Consider the following 17289-nt stretch of genomic DNA (forward strand, 5'->3'; position numbering starts at 1 on the left):
CTGGTTGACGCCCTTCAGGTTGTACTCGACCGGATCCTCCGCCGTCATGATGTTCACGTCGGGCGAGTTGATGGTGTGGATGGCGGAGTAAAGCGTCGTCGTCTTGCCGGAGCCGGTGGGCCCCGTGATCAGGATCATGCCGTAGGGCTGATGGATGGCACGTGTGAACTGCTCGAGGCCCCACGGATCGAAGCCCAGCATGGCGAGATCAAGCTGGAGCGAGTCCTTGTCGAGGATTCGCATGACGGTCTTCTCGCCGAAGATCGTCGGCAGGGTGGACACCCGGAAGTCGATCTCGCGCTGGTTGTAGCGGAGCTTGATGCGGCCGTCCTGGGGCAGCCGCCGCTCGGCGATGTCCAGGCTCGACATGATCTTCACGCGGGAGGTCAGGGCGGCCTCGAGGCGCTTGGGCGGAGTCATGATCTCGTGCAGCACGCCGTCGATCCGGAAGCGCACCCGGAACACCTTCTCGTAGGGCTCGAGATGGATGTCGGAGGCCCCGCGGCGGATCGCATCGACCAGGATCATGTTCACCAGCCGGACGACCGGAGGCTCGTCCGCCGACTCCTTCAACTCGAAGATGTCGGCTTTCGCCCAGTTCTCGTCTTCGCCCTCGACGACCTCGACGTCGGCGAGCGCGGAGTCCATCTCGGTGATGACGTCGGCGAGGCCGCCGGTCTGCGCCTCGTAGAGCCGATCGATGGCCTTGCGGATGGCGCCCTGCGAGGCCACCACTGGCACGACCTGAAGGTTCGTCATGAACCCGACGTCGTCCACCGCGAACACGTTGGTCGGGTCGGCCATGGCGAGGGTGAGCTGATTCCCCGCCCGCTTGATTGGCAGTACCTCATACTTCCGGGCGATCTGCGCGGGGACGAGCTTGACCACCTCGGCATCCACGTCGAGCTGGGTGAGCGTGATGGACGGGATGCCGTACTGCTTGGAGAGGAAGTCGATCAGCTGGTCTTCGTTGATGAAATCCAGTCGGACGAGGATGGAGCCGAGCTTCTCGTTGCTACCCTTTTGGTCTGCGAGCGCTCGCTGGAGCTGCTCCTGGTTGATCAGGCCTTCCCTGACCAGGAGGTCTCCGAGGCGTCGGCTAACTGGCTGTCCGAGCTTCGCTTCGGCCATCGTGCGGTTGGGCTGAAAACGCCCGACCGCTCAACTATAACTCAGTCACCTTTTTCAACATATCGGTAAAAGGTTTCTGTGCCTCGGCCTGGTAAAGAATGAATTGGACCTTTTGTAAAGAGGACTTACCGCTCTTGAGATGCTCCGCGAGCGCGGTGAGCATCGCGTCAGCGCTGACCGCCGGAGAGATGCCTCCGACCCCGCTTCCCAGGGCTGGGAAGGCGATCGACGTCAGCCGATGCTTCTCGGCGAGGGCGAGGGTCGACCGGGTAGCCGCTCCGATCTTGGTGGGGTCGGTCTTGAGGTCGGGCCCCATCGTTGCCGCATGGATCACATGGGTCGCTGCCAGATTCCCGGCGACGGTGAGCACGGACTCGCCCACCTCCACCGGACCCTGACGCACTGCGTCTTCCTCGATGACCGTGCCACCCTTACGCTTGATAGCGCCGGCCACCCCCGTTCCCATCAGGAGCTGGGAGTTGGCCGCATTGACGATCGCGTCGACCTCCGCGTCCGTGATGTCGCCGAGCTGGACCGAAATGGTAGTGGTCCCGAGCTTGGCCTTCATCGCCCGCCCCCCGCGGCGCCGCCCGCCGGCGGTGTGTCCCGCTCCTCGCGGGCTTTTACCGTCTCCCAGGTTCGGTCCAGCTCCTCCAGGGATGCGTTGTCCAACGTCCGGCCCGCGGCGCTCATCTCGGACTCCACCTCTTTGAAGCGACGGGTGAACTTCTCGGCGGCCCTGCGCAAGCTGTCCTCGGCGTCCACTCCGAGGAGGCGAGCCACGTTCACGACGGAGAAGAGGAGGTCGCCCAGCTCTTCGCGCACGCGCTCCGCTTCGCCTGCGCTCGCGGCCTGATCGAGCTCGGCCATCTCCTCGCCGACCTTCGCCCATGCCTCCCGCCACGTCGGCCAATCGAATCCCACGCGGCCGGCCTTGACCTGCAGGCGCTGGGCCCGGAGCAGCGCGGGGAGGGAAGCGGGCACTCCATCGAGGGCCGATCGGGCCTTGCCCTCGCCGCGCTTGATCCGTTCCCACTGGGACAGCGCCTCGGCGGCGTCGGCGACCTGACCGCCCGCGAAGACGTGGGGATGCCGGCGGATCATCTTCTCGTTGAGGCGCGTGAGCAGGTCGGCCATCGTGAACTCGCCGGTCTCGCGGGCGAGCTGGGCGTGGAAGACGACTTGGAAGAGGACGTCGCCCAGCTCCTCCTGGATGTGCTCGCTCGAGCCGCCGTCGAGGGCCTCGAGGGCCTCGTAGGCTTCCTCGATCAGATATGGCTTGAGGGTGGCCCGCGTCTGCTCCCGGTCCCAGGGGCAACCGCCTTCCGATCTCAGGCGGGACATGATGGAGAGCAACGAGTCGAAGAGAGTGCCGGCGGAGTCAGGCATGGGGAGTCCTGGAAGCGCACCGTCATTATACACAGACCGCCCCGCCGCGTCCTTGAAGGCGAGGGGACCGCGTGCTAGCCTCGACCGCGTTCGCGGAGGCTCTCGGGGCGACGAGGAGCTCGGGAGGACGGTCATGGCGGAGGAGGAAAGCTTCAAGATCACCGACCGGCGGCATCGTGACGCCCCCGCCGATCCCCTGCCGCCGCCTCGGGCCGAGCCCGCCCCGCCGCCATCGCCTCCGCGCGCGGCGAGTGCGCCCCTGCCGCCCGAGGGCCGCGACTTGACGGGACCCGATCTCGCGAGCCTCTTCGTGATGTTCGCGAGCTCGGCCATGATCGCGCTGGGCGAAGCCCCAGATCCGATGAGCGGCGAGCGATCCATCGATCTCACCCAGGCGCGAGAGGCCGTCGACATCCTGCTGCTGCTGCGCGAGAAGACCGAGGGCAACCGCTCGGAGCAGGAGAATCACCTGCTCGAGGAGATCCTCTACGACCTGCAGATGCGCTTCGTTCGCGCGACGAAGGGCGGGAGCGGTTAGCCCCTACTGGGTGCGGATGATCGCCCGCCGCTCGTCGATCTGCACCGAATCGACGACGGCGGGGATTTGAAAGCGCAGCAGCCTCGAGCCGGTCTGCCCCAGCATGAGCCAGAGCAGCCATCTGCCGACCGGCTGCCTGCCGAGGGCGAACTCCGTCACGTCCAGGCGCGCGTAAGTGCGCCCGGTCTTGGAGCGCGGATGCTCGACGACGAAGCGTCCCCGGACAGTAACCCACACCGGCTGATCGAGCTTCTCGGCGGGCAGGTAACGCATGAACTGCGGGAAGGGCGGCCCCTGCAGAAGATGGCGCAGGACGGTCTGGCCCTTCACCTCGAGCTGGCCGCCGGCGAAGCGGACGACCAGGGGGCTGAAAGGCAGACCGGCCGCTTCCTCGAGGTGGTTGGCGAGGAACGCGTTGACCTCGGCCTCGCTCAGAACGACAGGATCGGTACGCGTGGACCGGCCCGATTCCCGGAGGACCAGCTCGTAGAGCTTGCGCTGGGCCGAGAAGCCATCGCTGCGTGTAAAGCGCGAGGGCTGGACATCGGGAGCCGTGGCCATGTTTCCCGAGAGGAAGAAGAAGCCGGCCGCCGCGACCACGACCACGAGGATGGCCACGATGAAGACCAGGCAGCCGAAACACCCGAAGCGCATCGGCACACCATAGCACCCCCGGACCGCTAGCCGATCAAAGTTCCACGCCTTTTCCAGGGGTTACCAGAATCTATAGGCTCTACTTGACAGATTAACACTCATCGAATATAAGTTAGACAGACTTAGATATAGCCCCGGTGGCCGAGATCCAGGCGCCGGGGTCTGGTCAACAGCTATCAAAGGAGGAGCGGCAATGACCGTCGTGCGTTGGCGTCCGGTGAATCAGAGCGTGGCGCGGTGGGATCCCTTCCGGGAGGTTGGGGACCTACAGTCCGAGATGAATCGCGTGTTCGACGGCTTCTTCGGTGGATCGGTCGCAGGACTCGATCGAGTCTGGGCTCCCGCGGTCGACATGTTCGAGACCAAGGATGACCTGATGGTGCGCGCGGAGCTGCCCGGGATGAACGAAAAGGATGTGGAGCTCTCCATCACGGGTGATGTCCTGAGTCTCAGGGGCGAGCGCGGCGCGGCCGCGGACGGCCAGGAGAGCGTCCACCGCAGCGAGCGCTGGTACGGCAAGTTCGAGCGCAGCTTGACCCTCCCGATTCCGATCCAGGCCGACAAGGTGAAGGCGACGTATCGGGACGGTGTGCTCACGATCCAGCTACCCAAGGCTGAAGAGGTCAAGCCACGGACGATTAAGATCGACATGGCCTGATCTGACAGCAACCGGAGGAGGGGGACTCGAGCGTCCCTCTCCTCCGCTGGCATAGACGCAAAGCTCGACCAAGACACATACAGAAGAGGAGATGGACAACATGGCGAAGGTGATCGGCATCGATCTGGGGACGACGAACTCGGTCGTGGCCGTCGTGGAGGGCGGAGATCCCACCGTCATTCCCAATCAGGAAGGAAGCCGACTGACCCCGTCGGTGGCGGCCTTCACGAAGGAGGGAGAGACCCTCGTCGGGCAGGTGGCCAAGCGGCAGGCTATCACCAACCCCGACAACACCGTCTTCTCTATCAAGCGCTTCATGGGGAGGCGCTACGACGAGGTCCTGCAGGAGATCAAGCTCGTGCCCTACAAGGTCGTCAAGGCCGGTAGCGGCGACGCGCGGGTCGAGGTCCGGGGCAAGGTCTACTCGCCGCAGGAGATCTCGGCGCTGATCCTCCGGAAGCTCAAGGAGGCCGCGGAGGCATATCTGGGCGAGAAGGTGACCCAGGCCGTGATCACGGTGCCGGCGTACTTCAACGACAGCCAGCGCCAGGCTACCAAAGAGGCGGGCACCATCGCCGGCCTCGAGGTCCTGCGCATCGTCAACGAGCCCACCGCGGCGGCCCTCGCCTACGGGCTCGACAAGAAGAAGGACGAGACGATCGCGGTGTACGACCTCGGCGGCGGAACCTTCGACATCTCGATTCTCGAGATTGGCGAGGGCGTGGTCGAGGTGAAGGCGACCAACGGCGACACGCATCTCGGTGGTGACGACTTCGACCAGCGAGTGATGGACTGGATCGCCGACGAGTTCAAGCGCGAGAACGGCATCGACCTGCGGAAGGACCGGATGGCGCTCCAGCGGCTGAAGGAGGCCGCCGAGAAGGCCAAGTGCGAGCTGTCGACCACGGTGCAGACGGAGATCAACCTGCCGTTCATCACCGCGGATGCGACGGGCCCCAAGCACCTTGTGCTCGCCCTCACCCGGGCCAAGCTCGAGTCGCTGGTGGCGGACCTCATCGAACGCAGCATGGTCCCCTGCCGGGAAGCGATGCGCCAGGCCGGCGTGTCGAACGCCGACATCGACGAGGTCATCCTGGTCGGTGGCCAGACGCGGATGCCGAAGGTGCAGGACGAGGTGAAGAAGCTCTTCGGGAAGGAGCCCAATAAGACCGTCAACCCCGACGAGGTGGTGGCGGTGGGCGCGGCGGTGCAGGCGGCGGTTCTCACCGGCGAGGTGAAGGATCTGCTCTTGCTGGACGTGACGCCGCTCTCGCTCGGTATCGAGACGCTCGGCGGGGTGATGACGCGCCTGATCGAGGCGAACACCACGATTCCGACCAAGAAGAGCGAGGTGTTCACGACGGCTTCCGACAGCCAGCCGTCGGTCGAGGTGCACGTGGTGCAGGGAGAGCGGCCGCTCGCGCGGGACAACCGTACGCTGGGCCGGTTTCACCTGGACGGGCTTCCGCCGGCGCCGCGAGGCGTCCCGCAGATCGAGGTGACGTTCGACATCGACGCCAACGGCATCGTGAATGTGTCCGCGAAGGACAAGGCCACGGGCAAGCAGCAGAACATCACGATCACGGCGTCGTCGACCCTGACCAAGGATGACATCGAGCGGATGAAGCGCGAGGCGGAGGCCAATGCGGTCGAGGATGCCAAGCGCCGCGAGGAGATCGAGGTCCGGAATCACGCGGACTCGCTGGTCTACTCCACTGAGCGAACCCTCCGTGAGCACGGCGACAAGGTGTCGGCTGAGGAGAAGGCCGCCGTCGAAGCGGCGCTCACCGATGCGCGCGAGGCGTTGAAGGGCAGCGATCTCGACCGGATCAAGCAGACGCAGGACGCGCTGACCAAGGCTTCCCACAAGCTGGCCGAAGCGATGTACCGCGCCCAGGCGGCGGGTGCCGCGGCGCCCGGCGCGGAGGGCCCCACCGGGCCCGGCGAAGCCGGCGCCACCGCCGACCAGTCGAAGGGTGACGTGATCGACGCTGAGTTCAAAGACCTCGGCGGCGAGACCAACAAGAAGTAAGAGGAACCAAGCGCTAGGGGCTATCCGCCTCCCGGGGCGGGTAGCCCCTGGCTGAGACGACGCTATGGCCAGGGACTTCTACGCAGTGCTGGGCATCGGGTCGGCCGCCACCGCGGTGCAGATCCGACGTGCCTACCAGCGGCTGGCGCGACGCTACTCGCCCGACGTGAATCTGTGGGACCGCGAGGCGCAGGCCCTGTTCGAGGAGATCCAGGCGGCCTACCGGGTCCTGGGCGATCCGTCGGCGCGAGTGCTCTACGACCATCAGGGCCGCGCGGCCGATCGTCCGGCCGCGGATTCCGGCCCTCGCCGCGCCGGGCGCCGCCGCGGTGACGATCTCCACACGCCGGTCGAGCTGACCTTCGAGCAGGCCGCGGCGGGTCTCACCGCAGAGCTGGTCGTGGAGCGCCTGTCGGCCTGTCAGGCTTGCGCCGCTCGCGGCACCCAGCCCGGCGCCGAGCCAGTCCGATGCGCGCACTGCGACGGGAACGGCACCGTCTGGACGGAAGGCACGCCGCGGCCGACCGAGTGTCCGGCCTGCGAGGGCGAGGGCGAGCGTGTGACCGCGCCGTGCTCGGCGTGCCGCGGCCGCGGCGTCGCTCCCCTGCGCACCAACCTCCGCGTGGCGATTCCAGCGGGCATGGACACGGGTTCGCAGATCCGCCTGTCCGGCGAGGGCCATGCCGGGCCGTTCGGTGGCCCGCGCGGGGACCTCGTCGTGATCACACGCGTGCACGAGGATCCCGTGTTCACGCGCAAGGGCGACAACCTCCACGCGGAGGTGTCCGTGACGATCGTCGAGGCGATGCTGGGGGCGCGGATCCCGGTCCGGGCGCTGGGCGGGGACGTTGACCTGGTGCTGCCGCCTGGGACGCAGAGCGGCCAGGTCCTCAGGATCCGCGGGCGCGGCATGCCGCGTCTGGCGTCGGAGGGTCGGGGCGATCTCTACGTGACCGTGGCGGTCGAGATACCGCGTGGCCTGGATGCCAGGACGCAGGAGCTCGTGCGCGACCTCGGGCGTCTCTTGCCGGGGCCCGCGACATCCGAGAGAAGGACGGCCCGCGCATGACCGACAACAAGACGAAGCCGCTCTACATGATCGGGGTGGTGGGCGAGATGCTGAAGCTGCATCCGCAGACGCTCCGGATGTACGAGAAGAAGGGTCTCATCCGCCCGAGCCGGACGGAGGGGAAGACGCGGATGTACTCCGCGGAGGACGTCGAGGAGATCGCGCGCCTGGTCCGGTTGACCCGCGACCTCGGGGTGAATCTGGCCGGCGTCGAGATCATCCTAAAGATGAGGCGTCGGATGCTGGACATGCAGGCTCAGATGGAGGAGCTCCTCGGCTACGTGCGGGACGACGTGGCCCAGAAGCCCGACTCCCCGAGCCGAGGGACCGGCGAGGCGCTCGTACGCGCCGCGTCCCGGCAGCTCTCGCCCGTCGAGATGTTCTGAGAGAAAGGACAACGCAACCATGGCGAGCCAGATCGAGAACAAGGAGTTCCCGGGTGGCGGACTGCGCGCCGACGGCGGCGTGACCGTGCCCGAGGTGCTGTCGATTCTGCCGCTTCGAGATACCGTGCTGTTCCCGCAGGCGATACTCCCTCTGGCGGCAGGCCGTGAGGCGTCCGTGCGTCTGATCGACGACGCAGTCCGCAACGGACGCCTCATCGGTGTGTTCGGGCAGCGCGACCCCTCCCAGGAGGACCCGCAGGAGGCGGACCTCCACCGCGTGGGGACGCTCGCGACCATTCACAAGATGGCGAAGCAGCCGGACGGGACTGTCCGGGTGGTGGTGCAGGGGCTCGCGCGCGTCCACATCGTCGAGATGACGCAGCGCCGCCCGTTCCTCCAGGCCCGGGTCGAGCAGGTGGCCGACGTCGCACCAGCCGCCGGCGACCTCGAGACCGAGGCGCTCGAGCGCAATGCCACCACGCTATTCCACCAGGTGGTAGAGCTCTCGCCGTTCCTGCCCGACGAGCTGGCCGGCGTGGTGCACAACGTGATGGGGGCAGGGGCGATCGCGGACGCCATCGCGGCGTCGCTGCCTTCGCTCAAGACCCAGCTCAAGCAGGAGCTGCTCGAGACGGAGTCGGTCAAGGTGCGGCTCGCACGGCTAGTCGCCGCTCTCACCAAGGAAGTGGAAGTGCTCGAGCTCGGCTCCAAGATCCAGTCGCAGGTGGAGTCCGAGGTGGGCAAGGGGCAGCGCGAATACTACCTGCGCGAGCAGCTCAAGGCCATCCAGAAGGAGCTCGGCGAGAGCGACGAGCGGGGCCAGGAGTCCGCCGACCTCCGCGCGAAGATCGAGGCGGCGGGCATGTCGGAGGAGGCCAAGCGCGAGGCCCTGCGCGAGCTAGACCGGCTCGCCAAGATGCCGCCGGCGGCTGCCGAGTACACCGTGGCGCGCACGTACCTGGAGTGGCTCATCGCGCTGCCGTGGGCCAAGCAGACCGAGGACAATCTGGACCTCGCCAAGGCGCGGGAGATCCTCGACGCCGATCACTGGGGCCTACGCAAGGTGAAGGACCGCATTCTCGAGTACCTCGCGGTGAAGAGCATGCGGCCGGCGGGCAAGGACCCGATCCTCTGCTTCGTGGGCCCTCCGGGCGTGGGCAAGACCTCGCTCGGCAAGTCCATCGCGCGGGCGCTCGGGCGGAAGTTCCACCGCATCTCTCTGGGCGGCATGCGGGACGAGGCGGAGATCCGCGGTCACCGGCGCACCTACATCGGCGCCCTGCCCGGCCAGATCATCCAGGGACTCCGCCGAGCGGAGTCGAAGAACCCCGTGTTCATGCTGGACGAGATCGACAAGCTCGGCATGGACTTCCGTGGTGACCCCGCGGCGGCGCTCCTCGAGGTGCTCGACCCCGAGCAGAACTCGGCGTTCCGGGATCACTACATCGACGTGCCGTTCGATCTGTCGCGGGCGCTCTTCATCACGACCGCGAACGTGCTCGACACCGTGCCCGCGCCCCTGCGGGACCGGATGGAGATCATCGAGCTGGCCGGCTACACCGAGGAGGAGAAGGTGCACATCGCGAATCAGCACCTGATCCCCAAGCAGGCGGCCGATCACGGGCTGACCTTGGGTGGGGATCTGCGCTGGACGGATGCGGCGCTCTGCCATCTCGCGCGCGGCTACACGCGCGAGGCCGGGCTCCGCAGCCTCGAACGCGAGATTGCGGCGATTTCCCGGAAGATCGCGAAGCGCCGGGTCGAGGGCGCGCGCGAGACCGTTGAGGTAACGCCGGCCCTGGTGAGCGAGCTGCTCGGAGCGCCGCGCTTCGTGCCGGAGGAGCTCGAGGAGCGGACGCGTGTGCCCGGCGTGGCGGTGGGGCTGGCGTGGACGCCGGCGGGCGGCGACATCCTGTTCGTCGAGGCTACCCGGATGAAGGGGGCGAAGACGCTCTCCCTCACGGGCCAGCTCGGTGACGTCATGAAGGAGTCCGTGCAGACTGCGCTTTCGTGGGTCCGCTCGCACGCGGGGGAGCTCGGGGTGCGTCCAGACTTCTGGGAACATTCCGACATCCACGTGCACGTGCCCGCGGGCGCGATTCCGAAGGACGGCCCGTCCGCCGGCGTGACCATGGTGACGGCACTGGTCTCCCTCCTGAGCCGGCGGCCTGTCAAGGCCGAGCTCGCCATGACCGGCGAGGTCACGCTCTCGGGGCGGGTGCTGCCCGTGGGCGGCATCAAGGAGAAGGTGCTGGCAGCCCGGCGTGCGGGGGTGAAGACCGTGATACTGCCGAGCCGGAACGAGAAGAATCTCCTCGAGGACGTGCCGGCCGAGGCCCGCGACGGCATGACTTTCCACCTGGTGGAGTCGGTGGAGCAGGTGCTCCCGCTGGCCCTGGAGGAGTTCCCCCAGGCCAGCGCGCCTGTCTTGAGCGAGCTCGTCGGATCGAGCAACTGAGGCCCTTGCCGTCCCGGGTCGGGGGGATCCCGCGTCGGGCGTGACACAACCGTCCCGGCCGTCACGTAAGTGGCGGTCGGGATTTCGCTTTCCGGCGAGCCTTGCCCTAGTCGCCGCCCGCCGCTTATCCTCGAAGTATCGTGTACAAGGCCACTTTCGCGGGTGTTCTCTTGCTCGCTGCGACCGGGGCGCCGGTCGAGGGCCACGCCGCGTCCTTTCGCCTGACCGACGACGAGGGCGTGACCCACTTCACCAATGCGCCGACCGACCCTCGCTATCGGTCGATGCCGGGGATGTCGGGCACGGGTGCCGGCTGGCTCCGTCTGCCCCCCAGCGTCCAGGCGCGCTTCACGGAGGAGATCAAGGCCATCGCCGCCCGGCATGGAGTGAGCGCCAGCCTGGTGGAATCACTGATTCGGGTGGAGTCGGCCTTCAATCCGAGCGCGATCTCGCCCAAGGGTGCCCAGGGCCTCATGCAGCTCATGCCCCAGACCGCCTCGTCGCTCGGAGTCCGGAACGCCTTCGACCCCAAGCAGAACATCGAGGGCGGTGTGCGCCACCTGCGCTACCTGATCGACCGATACCCCGGCAACCTTCAGCTGGCCGTTGCCGCCTACAACGCAGGCGAAGGCGCCGTGGATCGCTATCGGGGAATCCCGCCCTATGCGGAGACCCAGGAGTACGTCCGCCGGGTGTTGCAGCTGAGCGGCGGGGGCGGTGGACAGGTGATCTACCGCATCGAGGATTCGGCCTCCGGCACCGTGACGTACACGAACGTGCCGCCGACCCGCACCTTCCGCGTCCGCTGACCCCCTAATCGTCCCGTCTCAGCTCGCCCGCCGATCCAGCGTCCGGTACTGCACCGCCTCCGACACGTGCTCCGCCGTGATCTCCTCGCTGCCCTCGAGATCCGCGATCGTACGCGCCACGCGCACGATGCGGTGATAGGCGCGGGCTGAGAGCCCGAGGCAGGCGACGGCGCGCGCCAGCAAGCGCGCGGCATCCGGCGGCAGCGCGCACCAGCGTCGGAGCAGGCGCGCCCCGATCCGTGTGTTCACCCGGATGCCCGTGCCCTCGAAGCGGGCGGCCTGGCGGGCCCGCGCCGCCATCACCCGCGCGCGGATGCTCGCTGAGCATTCGCCCGATGGCTCCCCAGTCAAATCAGCGATGTCCACCGCGGGCAGCTCGAGGTGGAGGTCGATGCGGTCCAGGAGAGGGCCGGACAGGCGCCCCATGTAGTGCTCGCGCTCGGCCGGCGTGCACACGCATTGCTCCATGGACCGGCAGGCGCGGCGGCAGGGATTGGCGGCCGCGACGAGCTGGAAGCGAGCGGGGAACGCGGCGCTGCCGGCAGCGCGCGTGATCGTGACTTCGCCCTCTTCCAGAGGCTGGCGCAGGGACTCGAGCGCCCGCCGCGAGAATTCTGGGATCTCGTCGAGGAAGAGCACGCCGAGGTGGGCCAGGCTGACCTCGCCGGGATGGAGCCGGCCGCCGCCACCGATCAGCGCCGTCTCCGAGACCGTGTGGTGGGGCGCGCGGAACGGCCGCGCGCTCACGAGCCCGCGTCCCGAGGGCAGGAGCCCCGCCGCGCTCCAGATCGCGGACACTTCGATGGCCTCCTCGAGTGACGGTGGCGGCAGGATGGTGGGCAACCGACGCGAGAGCATGGTCTTCCCCGCGCCGGGCGGCCCGAGCATCAGCACGTTGTGCGCGCCGGCGGCTGCAACCTCGAGCGCCCGCTTGGCGTGCGCCTGACCGCGCACCTCGGCGAAGTCGATCCCGTCCGGCAGCTCGCCGGGCGCTACGAGCGATGGCGCAGCCTCGGGGATCGCCCGTTCGCCCTGCAGGTACTCGATGGTCTGACGGAGCGTGGCCAGGGGGATCACCTTGAGGCCCGCGATGGCCGCGCTCTCCGCGGCATTGGCCTCGGGCACGAGGAGGCGCGAGACGCCGTCGCGCCGGCACTGCAGCGCCATCGGCAGCGCACCGCGCACCGGGCAGACGGCGCCGTCCAGGGAGAGCTCGCCTACCACCGCGAAGCCCTCGACCTGCTCGGGCTTCAGTGGGCCCTCGGCGGCGAGGATGCCTAGCGCCATCGGCAGGTCGAACGCCGGGCCCTCCTTGCGGATGTCCGCGGGCGCCAGGCCCACCGTGATGCGCTCGATGGGAAAGTTGTAGCCGGAGTTCTTGATGGCGGCGCGGATCCGGTCGCGGCTCTCGCGCACGCTCGAGTCGGGGAGGCCGACCGTCGCGAAGCTGGGCAGGCCGTTCACCACGTCGACCTCGACCCAGACGCCGACGGCATGGATGCCGTGGAGCCCGACGGAGCGCACGCGCGCGATCACGCGCCGAGTGTGGGCGGGCGCGCCCGGACGGTCAATGCGTCGAAACGGATACAGCCCGCGGGGCGGCGAGCTCAGCTATTCAGGCGCCGCTTCAGGAACCCCAGCAGGCCCTGGGGCATGAAGATCATCATCGCGGTGAAGATGATGCCCACGGGGATGAGGTAATACTCCGTGAAGTAGCGAGAGAAGCCCTCGCGCAGGAGAAGAAAGAAGGCGGCCCCCGCAACGGGGCCGACCAGGGTCCCCATGCCGCCCATCACGTTGAAGATCACGACCTCGCCGGACACCGTGAAGAACACGAAGTCGGGCGCGGCGAACTTGTTCTGGAGCGCGTAGAGGACGCCGGCCAGGCCCGCAAAGAGGCCGGAGAGCATCACCGCCACGATCTTGTAGCGCTCCACGGCGTAGCCGATGGCGCGGGTCCGGGGCTCGTTCTCCTTGATCGACTGCAGCACCTTGCCGAAGGGAGACTGGGTGATGCGCCGGAGCACGAGGAACGAGATCGTGACCACGGCGAGCACGAACCAGTGCAGCGTGGTCGCGGTGAAGGGCAGGGAGCCCAGGCCGAGGAAGCTCAACGCGGGCTGCCGGAAGGTGAGGCCGTTCTCTCCGCCCGTCACTTCGGTCCACGTGAAGATGATGACGTAGAAGATCTGGGAGAACACCAGCGTGGTGATCGAGAAGTAGATTTCACGCAAGCGCGTGGCGAAGAAGGCCACGAAGGCGGCGACGCCCGCTGCCGCGGCCAGGCCGTAGAGGAGCGTGATCCAGAGATTTGGCGGCTTCGTGGTGAGGAGCGCCGCCGCCGCGCCGTACATGCCCAGGCCGAAGAACGCCGAGTGGCCGAAGGACACCATGCCGGTGTAGCCGATGAGGATGTCGGACGACATGGCGAGGAGGCCCCAGATCAGGATCTCGGTGGCGAAGCGCGCCCAGAAGGGCGGCAGCACGAGCGGCGCCATGAAGAGCAGGCCAACCGCGATCACGAAGCCGGCCCAGTAGGCGAGATCCGGCCGGCGGTTCATTTGGGTGTCGGCACGAAGAGCCCGGTCGGACGCACGAGGAGCGTGAGGATCAGCGCCACGAACGACACGATCACCGCCTGGGCGGGCGATACCACCAGCGAAGCGTAGGCTTCGAGGAGGCTGATGAAGATGGCGGCGAGGATGGAGCCGCCGAGATTGCCCATGCCCCCGACCACCACGACGATGAACGCCCGTAGGGTGAAGTCGAAGCCCATGTTCTGGGTGACGCCGCCCAGCGGCCCGAACAGCACACCGCTGGCCGCCGCCATCGCGGCGCCGATGGCGAACACGCCGGTATGTACGAGCGGAACCGGAATCCCCATCGCCGCCGCCATGACCCGGTCCTGCGTCGTGGCCCGGATCCAGATGCCGTACTTCCCGTACTTGAGGAAGAGGTAGAGCGCCCCGATGATGGCGCCGGACAGGAGCGCGGTCAGGATGCGGTACCAGGGGTATTGCAGATAGAAGAGCGGGAACTGCCCCGACACCGGCTCCACGATCTGGCGCGCCGACGGCCCCCACTGCCAGATCGCGTATTTCTGAAGCACGAGCGAGATACCGAACGTCGCGAGGATCGTGGTGAGGGGATCGCGCCCGATGAGCGGCCGCAGCGTCGTCACCTGGAGCAGCGCGCCGAACACCGCGATGGTCACCGCCGCGATGAGCAGGCCCAGCCAGAAGTTGCCGGTGGTCGCCACCGTGGTCGCGCCCACGAACGCGCCCAGCATCACGAGGTCGCCGTGGGCGAAGTTTACGACGTCCATGATCCCGAAGATCAGCGTGAGGCCGGAGGCCACCAGGGCCAGCACCATGCCGTTCACGAGGCCGGTGACGGTCTGGATCAGGATCTGGTCGAGGGGAATGGCCACGGGCTACACCCCCAGGTATTGCCGGATCACGGCGTGGTTGGCCCGCAGCTCAGCGGACGATGCATGGTGCTGCACCGCCCCCTTTTCCATGATGTAGCAGCGGGTGGTGGCTTCGAGGGTGAGGGGGACGTTCTGCTCGACGAGGAGGATGGCCACGCCGTCGCCGCCCAGGCGGTGCACGATGTCCTTGATCTGCGAGACCATCCGCGGCATGAGCCCTTCCGTGGGCTCGTCGAGCAGGATGATCTTGGGCTCGAGCATCATGGCCCGGGCGATCGCCAGCATCTGCTGTTCACCGCCGGAGAGCGTGCCCGCCGCCTGGGCGCGCCGCTCGGCGAGCACGGGGAAGTAGGCATAGACCTTCTCGAGCAGCGCCTGCTTGCGCGGCTCGGTGACGCCCGGCCGGTCGAGCCCGGTGCGAAGGTTCTCCAGCACCGTGAGCAGGCGAAACACCCGCCGGTCCTCAGGCACCCACGCAATCCCCATGTGGGCGAGCTTGTAGGGCGGCAGTCCCGCCACGTCCTTGTCCTCGAAGACCACGCGGCCGGCGGCGGGACGCACGATGCCGGCGATGGTCTTCATGGTCGTGCTCTTGCCCACGCCGTTCCGGCCGAGCAGGCCCACCACCTCCCCCGCCTGCACCTCGAGGGAGACGCCGTGCAGGATGTGGCTCTTGCCGTAGTAGGTCTGGATGTCCTCGAGACGGAGCAGCATCAGCTCTTGAGGTAGACCTCTTGCACCCGCGGGTTGTCCTGGATCTGAGCCGGCGTGCCCTCGGCGAGCACCTCGCCGTAGTGCAGCACGGTGATGGCGCCGGCCAGGCCCATGACGACCTCCATATCGTGCTCCACGATCACGATCGTGAGGTCGTGAGCGATGCGGCGGATCAACTCCACGCTCGATTCAGTTTCCGCCACGCTCATGCCCGCGGTGGGCTCGTCGAGGCAGAGAAGCTTGGGCTCGGTGGCGAGCGCGATGGCGATCTCGAGCGTGCGCTGCTCGCCGTGCGAGAGATTGGCGGCGAGCTCTTCGGCCTTGGCGTCCAGCCCCACGTCACGTAGCACCGCGTGCGAGCGCTCCATGAGGTCAGCGAAGGACCGATGGTGGCGCAGCAGATTCCAGCCGTGGTGGCGCGACTGGGCGGCGATGCGGACGTTCTCGAGTACGGTGGCCCCAGGCAGGATGTTGGTGATCTGGTAGGAGCGGGCGATGCCGCGCCGCGAGATGAGGTTCGGGGGCAGGCCCGCCACGTCGTCGCCGTCGAGCAGCACGCAGCCCGAGGAGGGACGGAGAACCCCGGTGATGCAGTTGAAGAATGTGCTCTTGCCGGCGCCGTTGGGGCCGATGATGGCGCGGATCTGTCCCCGCGGCACCGCGATGCTCACGTTGTTGACGGCCACCAGGCCGCCGAAGCGCATGGTGAGCCCCTCGGTGCGGAGGAGGAGCGAGGAAGCAGACGCCCCCCGGCCGTCACCGGCCGGAGGGCGCAGGGTCGAGGAACTGCCGTCCGCCACTAGGCGAACTTGCAGGCGACCGGGACGATCGTTTTCTCCTTGGGAACCACGTCGAGGATCTTGTACTTGCCGCCGCGCACCTCGAAGACGAATTCACGCAGGAAGGCCTGGTGATCCTCCTTCCGCAGGAGCTTGTCGCCCTGCGGGAAGTCGTCCCCTTCCTTCATCTCCAGCCCTTCGAGGGCCTCGATGAGCTTCATCGAGTCCCCGCGGTCGCGGAAGCCCGACTTCTGCATGCCGACCTTGAGCGCGTTGACACCTTCGTAGTTGGACTGCACGTAACGGTCGGGGAGAGGTCCGCTCGGATCAATGGCCTTGAGGCGGGCGGTGGAGTCCTCGAGGAAGCGCTTGTGGTGCGGCGTGTTGAGCACGCCCTCGAGCAGCGGGAGGTAGCGATCGATGCCCACGAAGCCGTCGGCCTTCGCGCCCATCGCCGGCATGCTGACCGACACCACGATGGCGCCGTCGCCCGCGATCTTGTACTTCTTGCTCAGCCCGAGGTCGAAGCTCTGGTTGACAAAGGCGATTCCCTGGGGCCCGAAGAAGATGCCGAAGAGCCCGTCGAAGTTGCCGCTGATTTTGGACAGGAACGAGGTCATGTCCGCGGTGCCGAGGGGGACGCCGGTGGTGCCTTCCACCTCACCGCCGTTCTTCTTGATCTCCGCCGCGAAGGCATCCTTGGTGGACTGCCCCCACGCGTAGTCGGCGTAGGCGATGTGCCACTTCTTCCCCATCTTGTTCACCATGTACGGCGCCGCCGCCACCGCCTGCGCCGGCGCGAAGTCGAACGGCCGGAACGTGAACCGGCTGCACTTGCTCTGGGTGATGGTGGTGTCCAGGCAGACCGTGATCATGTTGACCAGCTTGTGCTCCTCGTACACGGGCATGCAGGCCAGGCACACGTTGGAGAGGTACCCGCCGGCATGGGCGTCGATCTTGTCGTCGACGACCAGCTTCTCGGCCTTGCGGCGGCCGACGTCGGGCTTGGACTCGTAGTCGGCGATGAGCAGCTCGACGGGGCGGCCGTTGATGCCGCCGCCCTTGTTGATGCGGTCCACCGCCATCTGCACGCCGACCAGGGCGGTCTTGCCGCCGGCGGCGGCGGTGCCGGACAGGGGCTGCAGCGTGCCGAGCTTCAAGGGCTTGGCCTGCCCGAAGGCGGCCCGCCAGGGGGCGGGCACGAGTATCGACGCGCCGAGCGCGCCGGCGGCGGCCGCGCCG

At 67.7% G+C, this 17289-nt stretch carries 17 protein-coding genes; 7 read left to right on the plus strand and 10 right to left on the minus strand.

All coding sequences use genetic code 11. From position 1 onward, the window contains the following. The 3 genes from VFX14_22990 to mazG all read right to left on the minus strand — a co-directional run. The coding region (locus VFX14_22990; GenBank protein ID HEU5192558.1) for an ATPase, T2SS/T4P/T4SS family at window positions 1–1131 on the minus strand (1131 nt) is incomplete at its 3' end. 34 nt (window positions 1132–1165) lie between these two features. Beyond that, the gene (locus VFX14_22995; GenBank protein HEU5192559.1) at window positions 1166–1699 is read right to left on the minus strand and encodes a macro domain-containing protein; all 534 of its coding nucleotides are present in this window, start codon (window positions 1697–1699) and stop codon (window positions 1166–1168) included. Then, the gene (mazG, locus tag VFX14_23000; GenBank protein ID HEU5192560.1) at window positions 1696–2520 is read right to left on the minus strand and encodes a nucleoside triphosphate pyrophosphohydrolase; all 825 of its coding nucleotides are present in this window, start codon (window positions 2518–2520) and stop codon (window positions 1696–1698) included. Before mazG ends, VFX14_22995 begins: the two co-directional genes overlap by 4 nt. 133 nt (window positions 2521–2653) lie before the next feature. Between mazG and VFX14_23005 the strand changes: the two genes are divergently transcribed. Further along, window positions 2654–3058, plus strand: a complete 405-nt coding sequence (locus VFX14_23005; GenBank protein HEU5192561.1) for a DUF1844 domain-containing protein — start codon at window positions 2654–2656, stop codon at window positions 3056–3058. Between the two features lie 3 nt (window positions 3059–3061). Here VFX14_23005 and VFX14_23010 read toward each other — a convergent pair whose 3' ends face one another. Continuing rightward, window positions 3062–3712, minus strand: a complete 651-nt coding sequence (locus VFX14_23010; protein ID HEU5192562.1) for a hypothetical protein — start codon at window positions 3710–3712, stop codon at window positions 3062–3064. Window positions 3713–3998: 286 nt separating this feature from the next. On the opposite strand from VFX14_23010, the gene VFX14_23015 reads away from it, so the two are divergent. The 6 genes from VFX14_23015 (at window position 3999) to VFX14_23040 (ending at window position 11124) form a co-directional block, all read left to right on the plus strand. Further along, window positions 3999–4370: an Hsp20/alpha crystallin family protein gene (locus VFX14_23015; protein HEU5192563.1), complete on the plus strand. Its 372-nt coding sequence runs from the start codon at window positions 3999–4001 to the stop codon at window positions 4368–4370. Window positions 4371–4470: 100 nt separating this feature from the next. After that, the gene (gene dnaK, locus VFX14_23020) at window positions 4471–6402 is read left to right on the plus strand and encodes a molecular chaperone DnaK (protein HEU5192564.1); all 1932 of its coding nucleotides are present in this window, start codon (window positions 4471–4473) and stop codon (window positions 6400–6402) included. 64 nt (window positions 6403–6466) lie between these two features. Continuing rightward, complete coding sequence (locus tag VFX14_23025) at window positions 6467–7471, plus strand: J domain-containing protein (GenBank protein HEU5192565.1); 1005 nt, start codon at window positions 6467–6469, stop codon at window positions 7469–7471. Further along, on the plus strand, window positions 7468–7857 hold the full coding sequence (locus tag VFX14_23030; GenBank protein HEU5192566.1) for a MerR family transcriptional regulator: 390 nt from the start codon (window positions 7468–7470) through the stop codon (window positions 7855–7857). Before VFX14_23025 ends, VFX14_23030 begins: the two co-directional genes overlap by 4 nt. Window positions 7858–7876: 19 nt before the next feature. Beyond that, on the plus strand, window positions 7877–10315 hold the full coding sequence (gene lon / locus VFX14_23035; GenBank protein ID HEU5192567.1) for an endopeptidase La: 2439 nt from the start codon (window positions 7877–7879) through the stop codon (window positions 10313–10315). Window positions 10316–10455: 140 nt separating this feature from the next. Continuing rightward, on the plus strand, window positions 10456–11124 hold the full coding sequence (locus tag VFX14_23040) for a lytic transglycosylase domain-containing protein (protein HEU5192568.1): 669 nt from the start codon (window positions 10456–10458) through the stop codon (window positions 11122–11124). Between the two features lie 18 nt (window positions 11125–11142). Here the strand turns inward: VFX14_23040 and VFX14_23045 are convergent, their stop codons facing one another. From VFX14_23045 to VFX14_23070, 6 genes are all read right to left on the minus strand, one after another. Then, window positions 11143–12648, minus strand: coding sequence for a YifB family Mg chelatase-like AAA ATPase (locus tag VFX14_23045; GenBank protein HEU5192569.1), 1506 nt, complete (start codon window positions 12646–12648; stop codon window positions 11143–11145). Window positions 12649–12731: 83 nt separating this feature from the next. Further along, window positions 12732–13685: a branched-chain amino acid ABC transporter permease gene (locus VFX14_23050; GenBank protein ID HEU5192570.1), complete on the minus strand. Its 954-nt coding sequence runs from the start codon at window positions 13683–13685 to the stop codon at window positions 12732–12734. Next, window positions 13682–14554, minus strand: a complete 873-nt coding sequence (locus VFX14_23055; GenBank protein ID HEU5192571.1) for a branched-chain amino acid ABC transporter permease — start codon at window positions 14552–14554, stop codon at window positions 13682–13684. Before VFX14_23055 ends, VFX14_23050 begins: the two co-directional genes overlap by 4 nt. A 3-nt stretch (window positions 14555–14557) precedes the next feature. After that, window positions 14558–15268 (minus strand): ABC transporter ATP-binding protein, encoded by a 711-nt coding sequence (locus tag VFX14_23060; GenBank protein ID HEU5192572.1) that lies wholly within the window; start codon window positions 15266–15268, stop codon window positions 14558–14560. Next, window positions 15268–15972 carry an ABC transporter ATP-binding protein gene (locus VFX14_23065; protein HEU5192573.1) on the minus strand — a complete coding sequence of 235 codons (705 nt, stop codon included), beginning with the start codon at window positions 15970–15972 and terminating at the stop codon, window positions 15268–15270. Before VFX14_23065 ends, VFX14_23060 begins: the two co-directional genes overlap by 1 nt. A gap of 95 nt (window positions 15973–16067) precedes the next feature. Then, window positions 16068–17289, minus strand: a 1222-nt coding sequence (locus tag VFX14_23070) for an ABC transporter substrate-binding protein (GenBank protein HEU5192574.1), incomplete at its 5' end; no start/stop codon positions are given.

It is taken from the genome of Candidatus Methylomirabilota bacterium (assembly GCA_035764725.1).
GTDB lineage: Bacteria > Methylomirabilota > Methylomirabilia > Rokubacteriales > CSP1-6 > DASRWT01.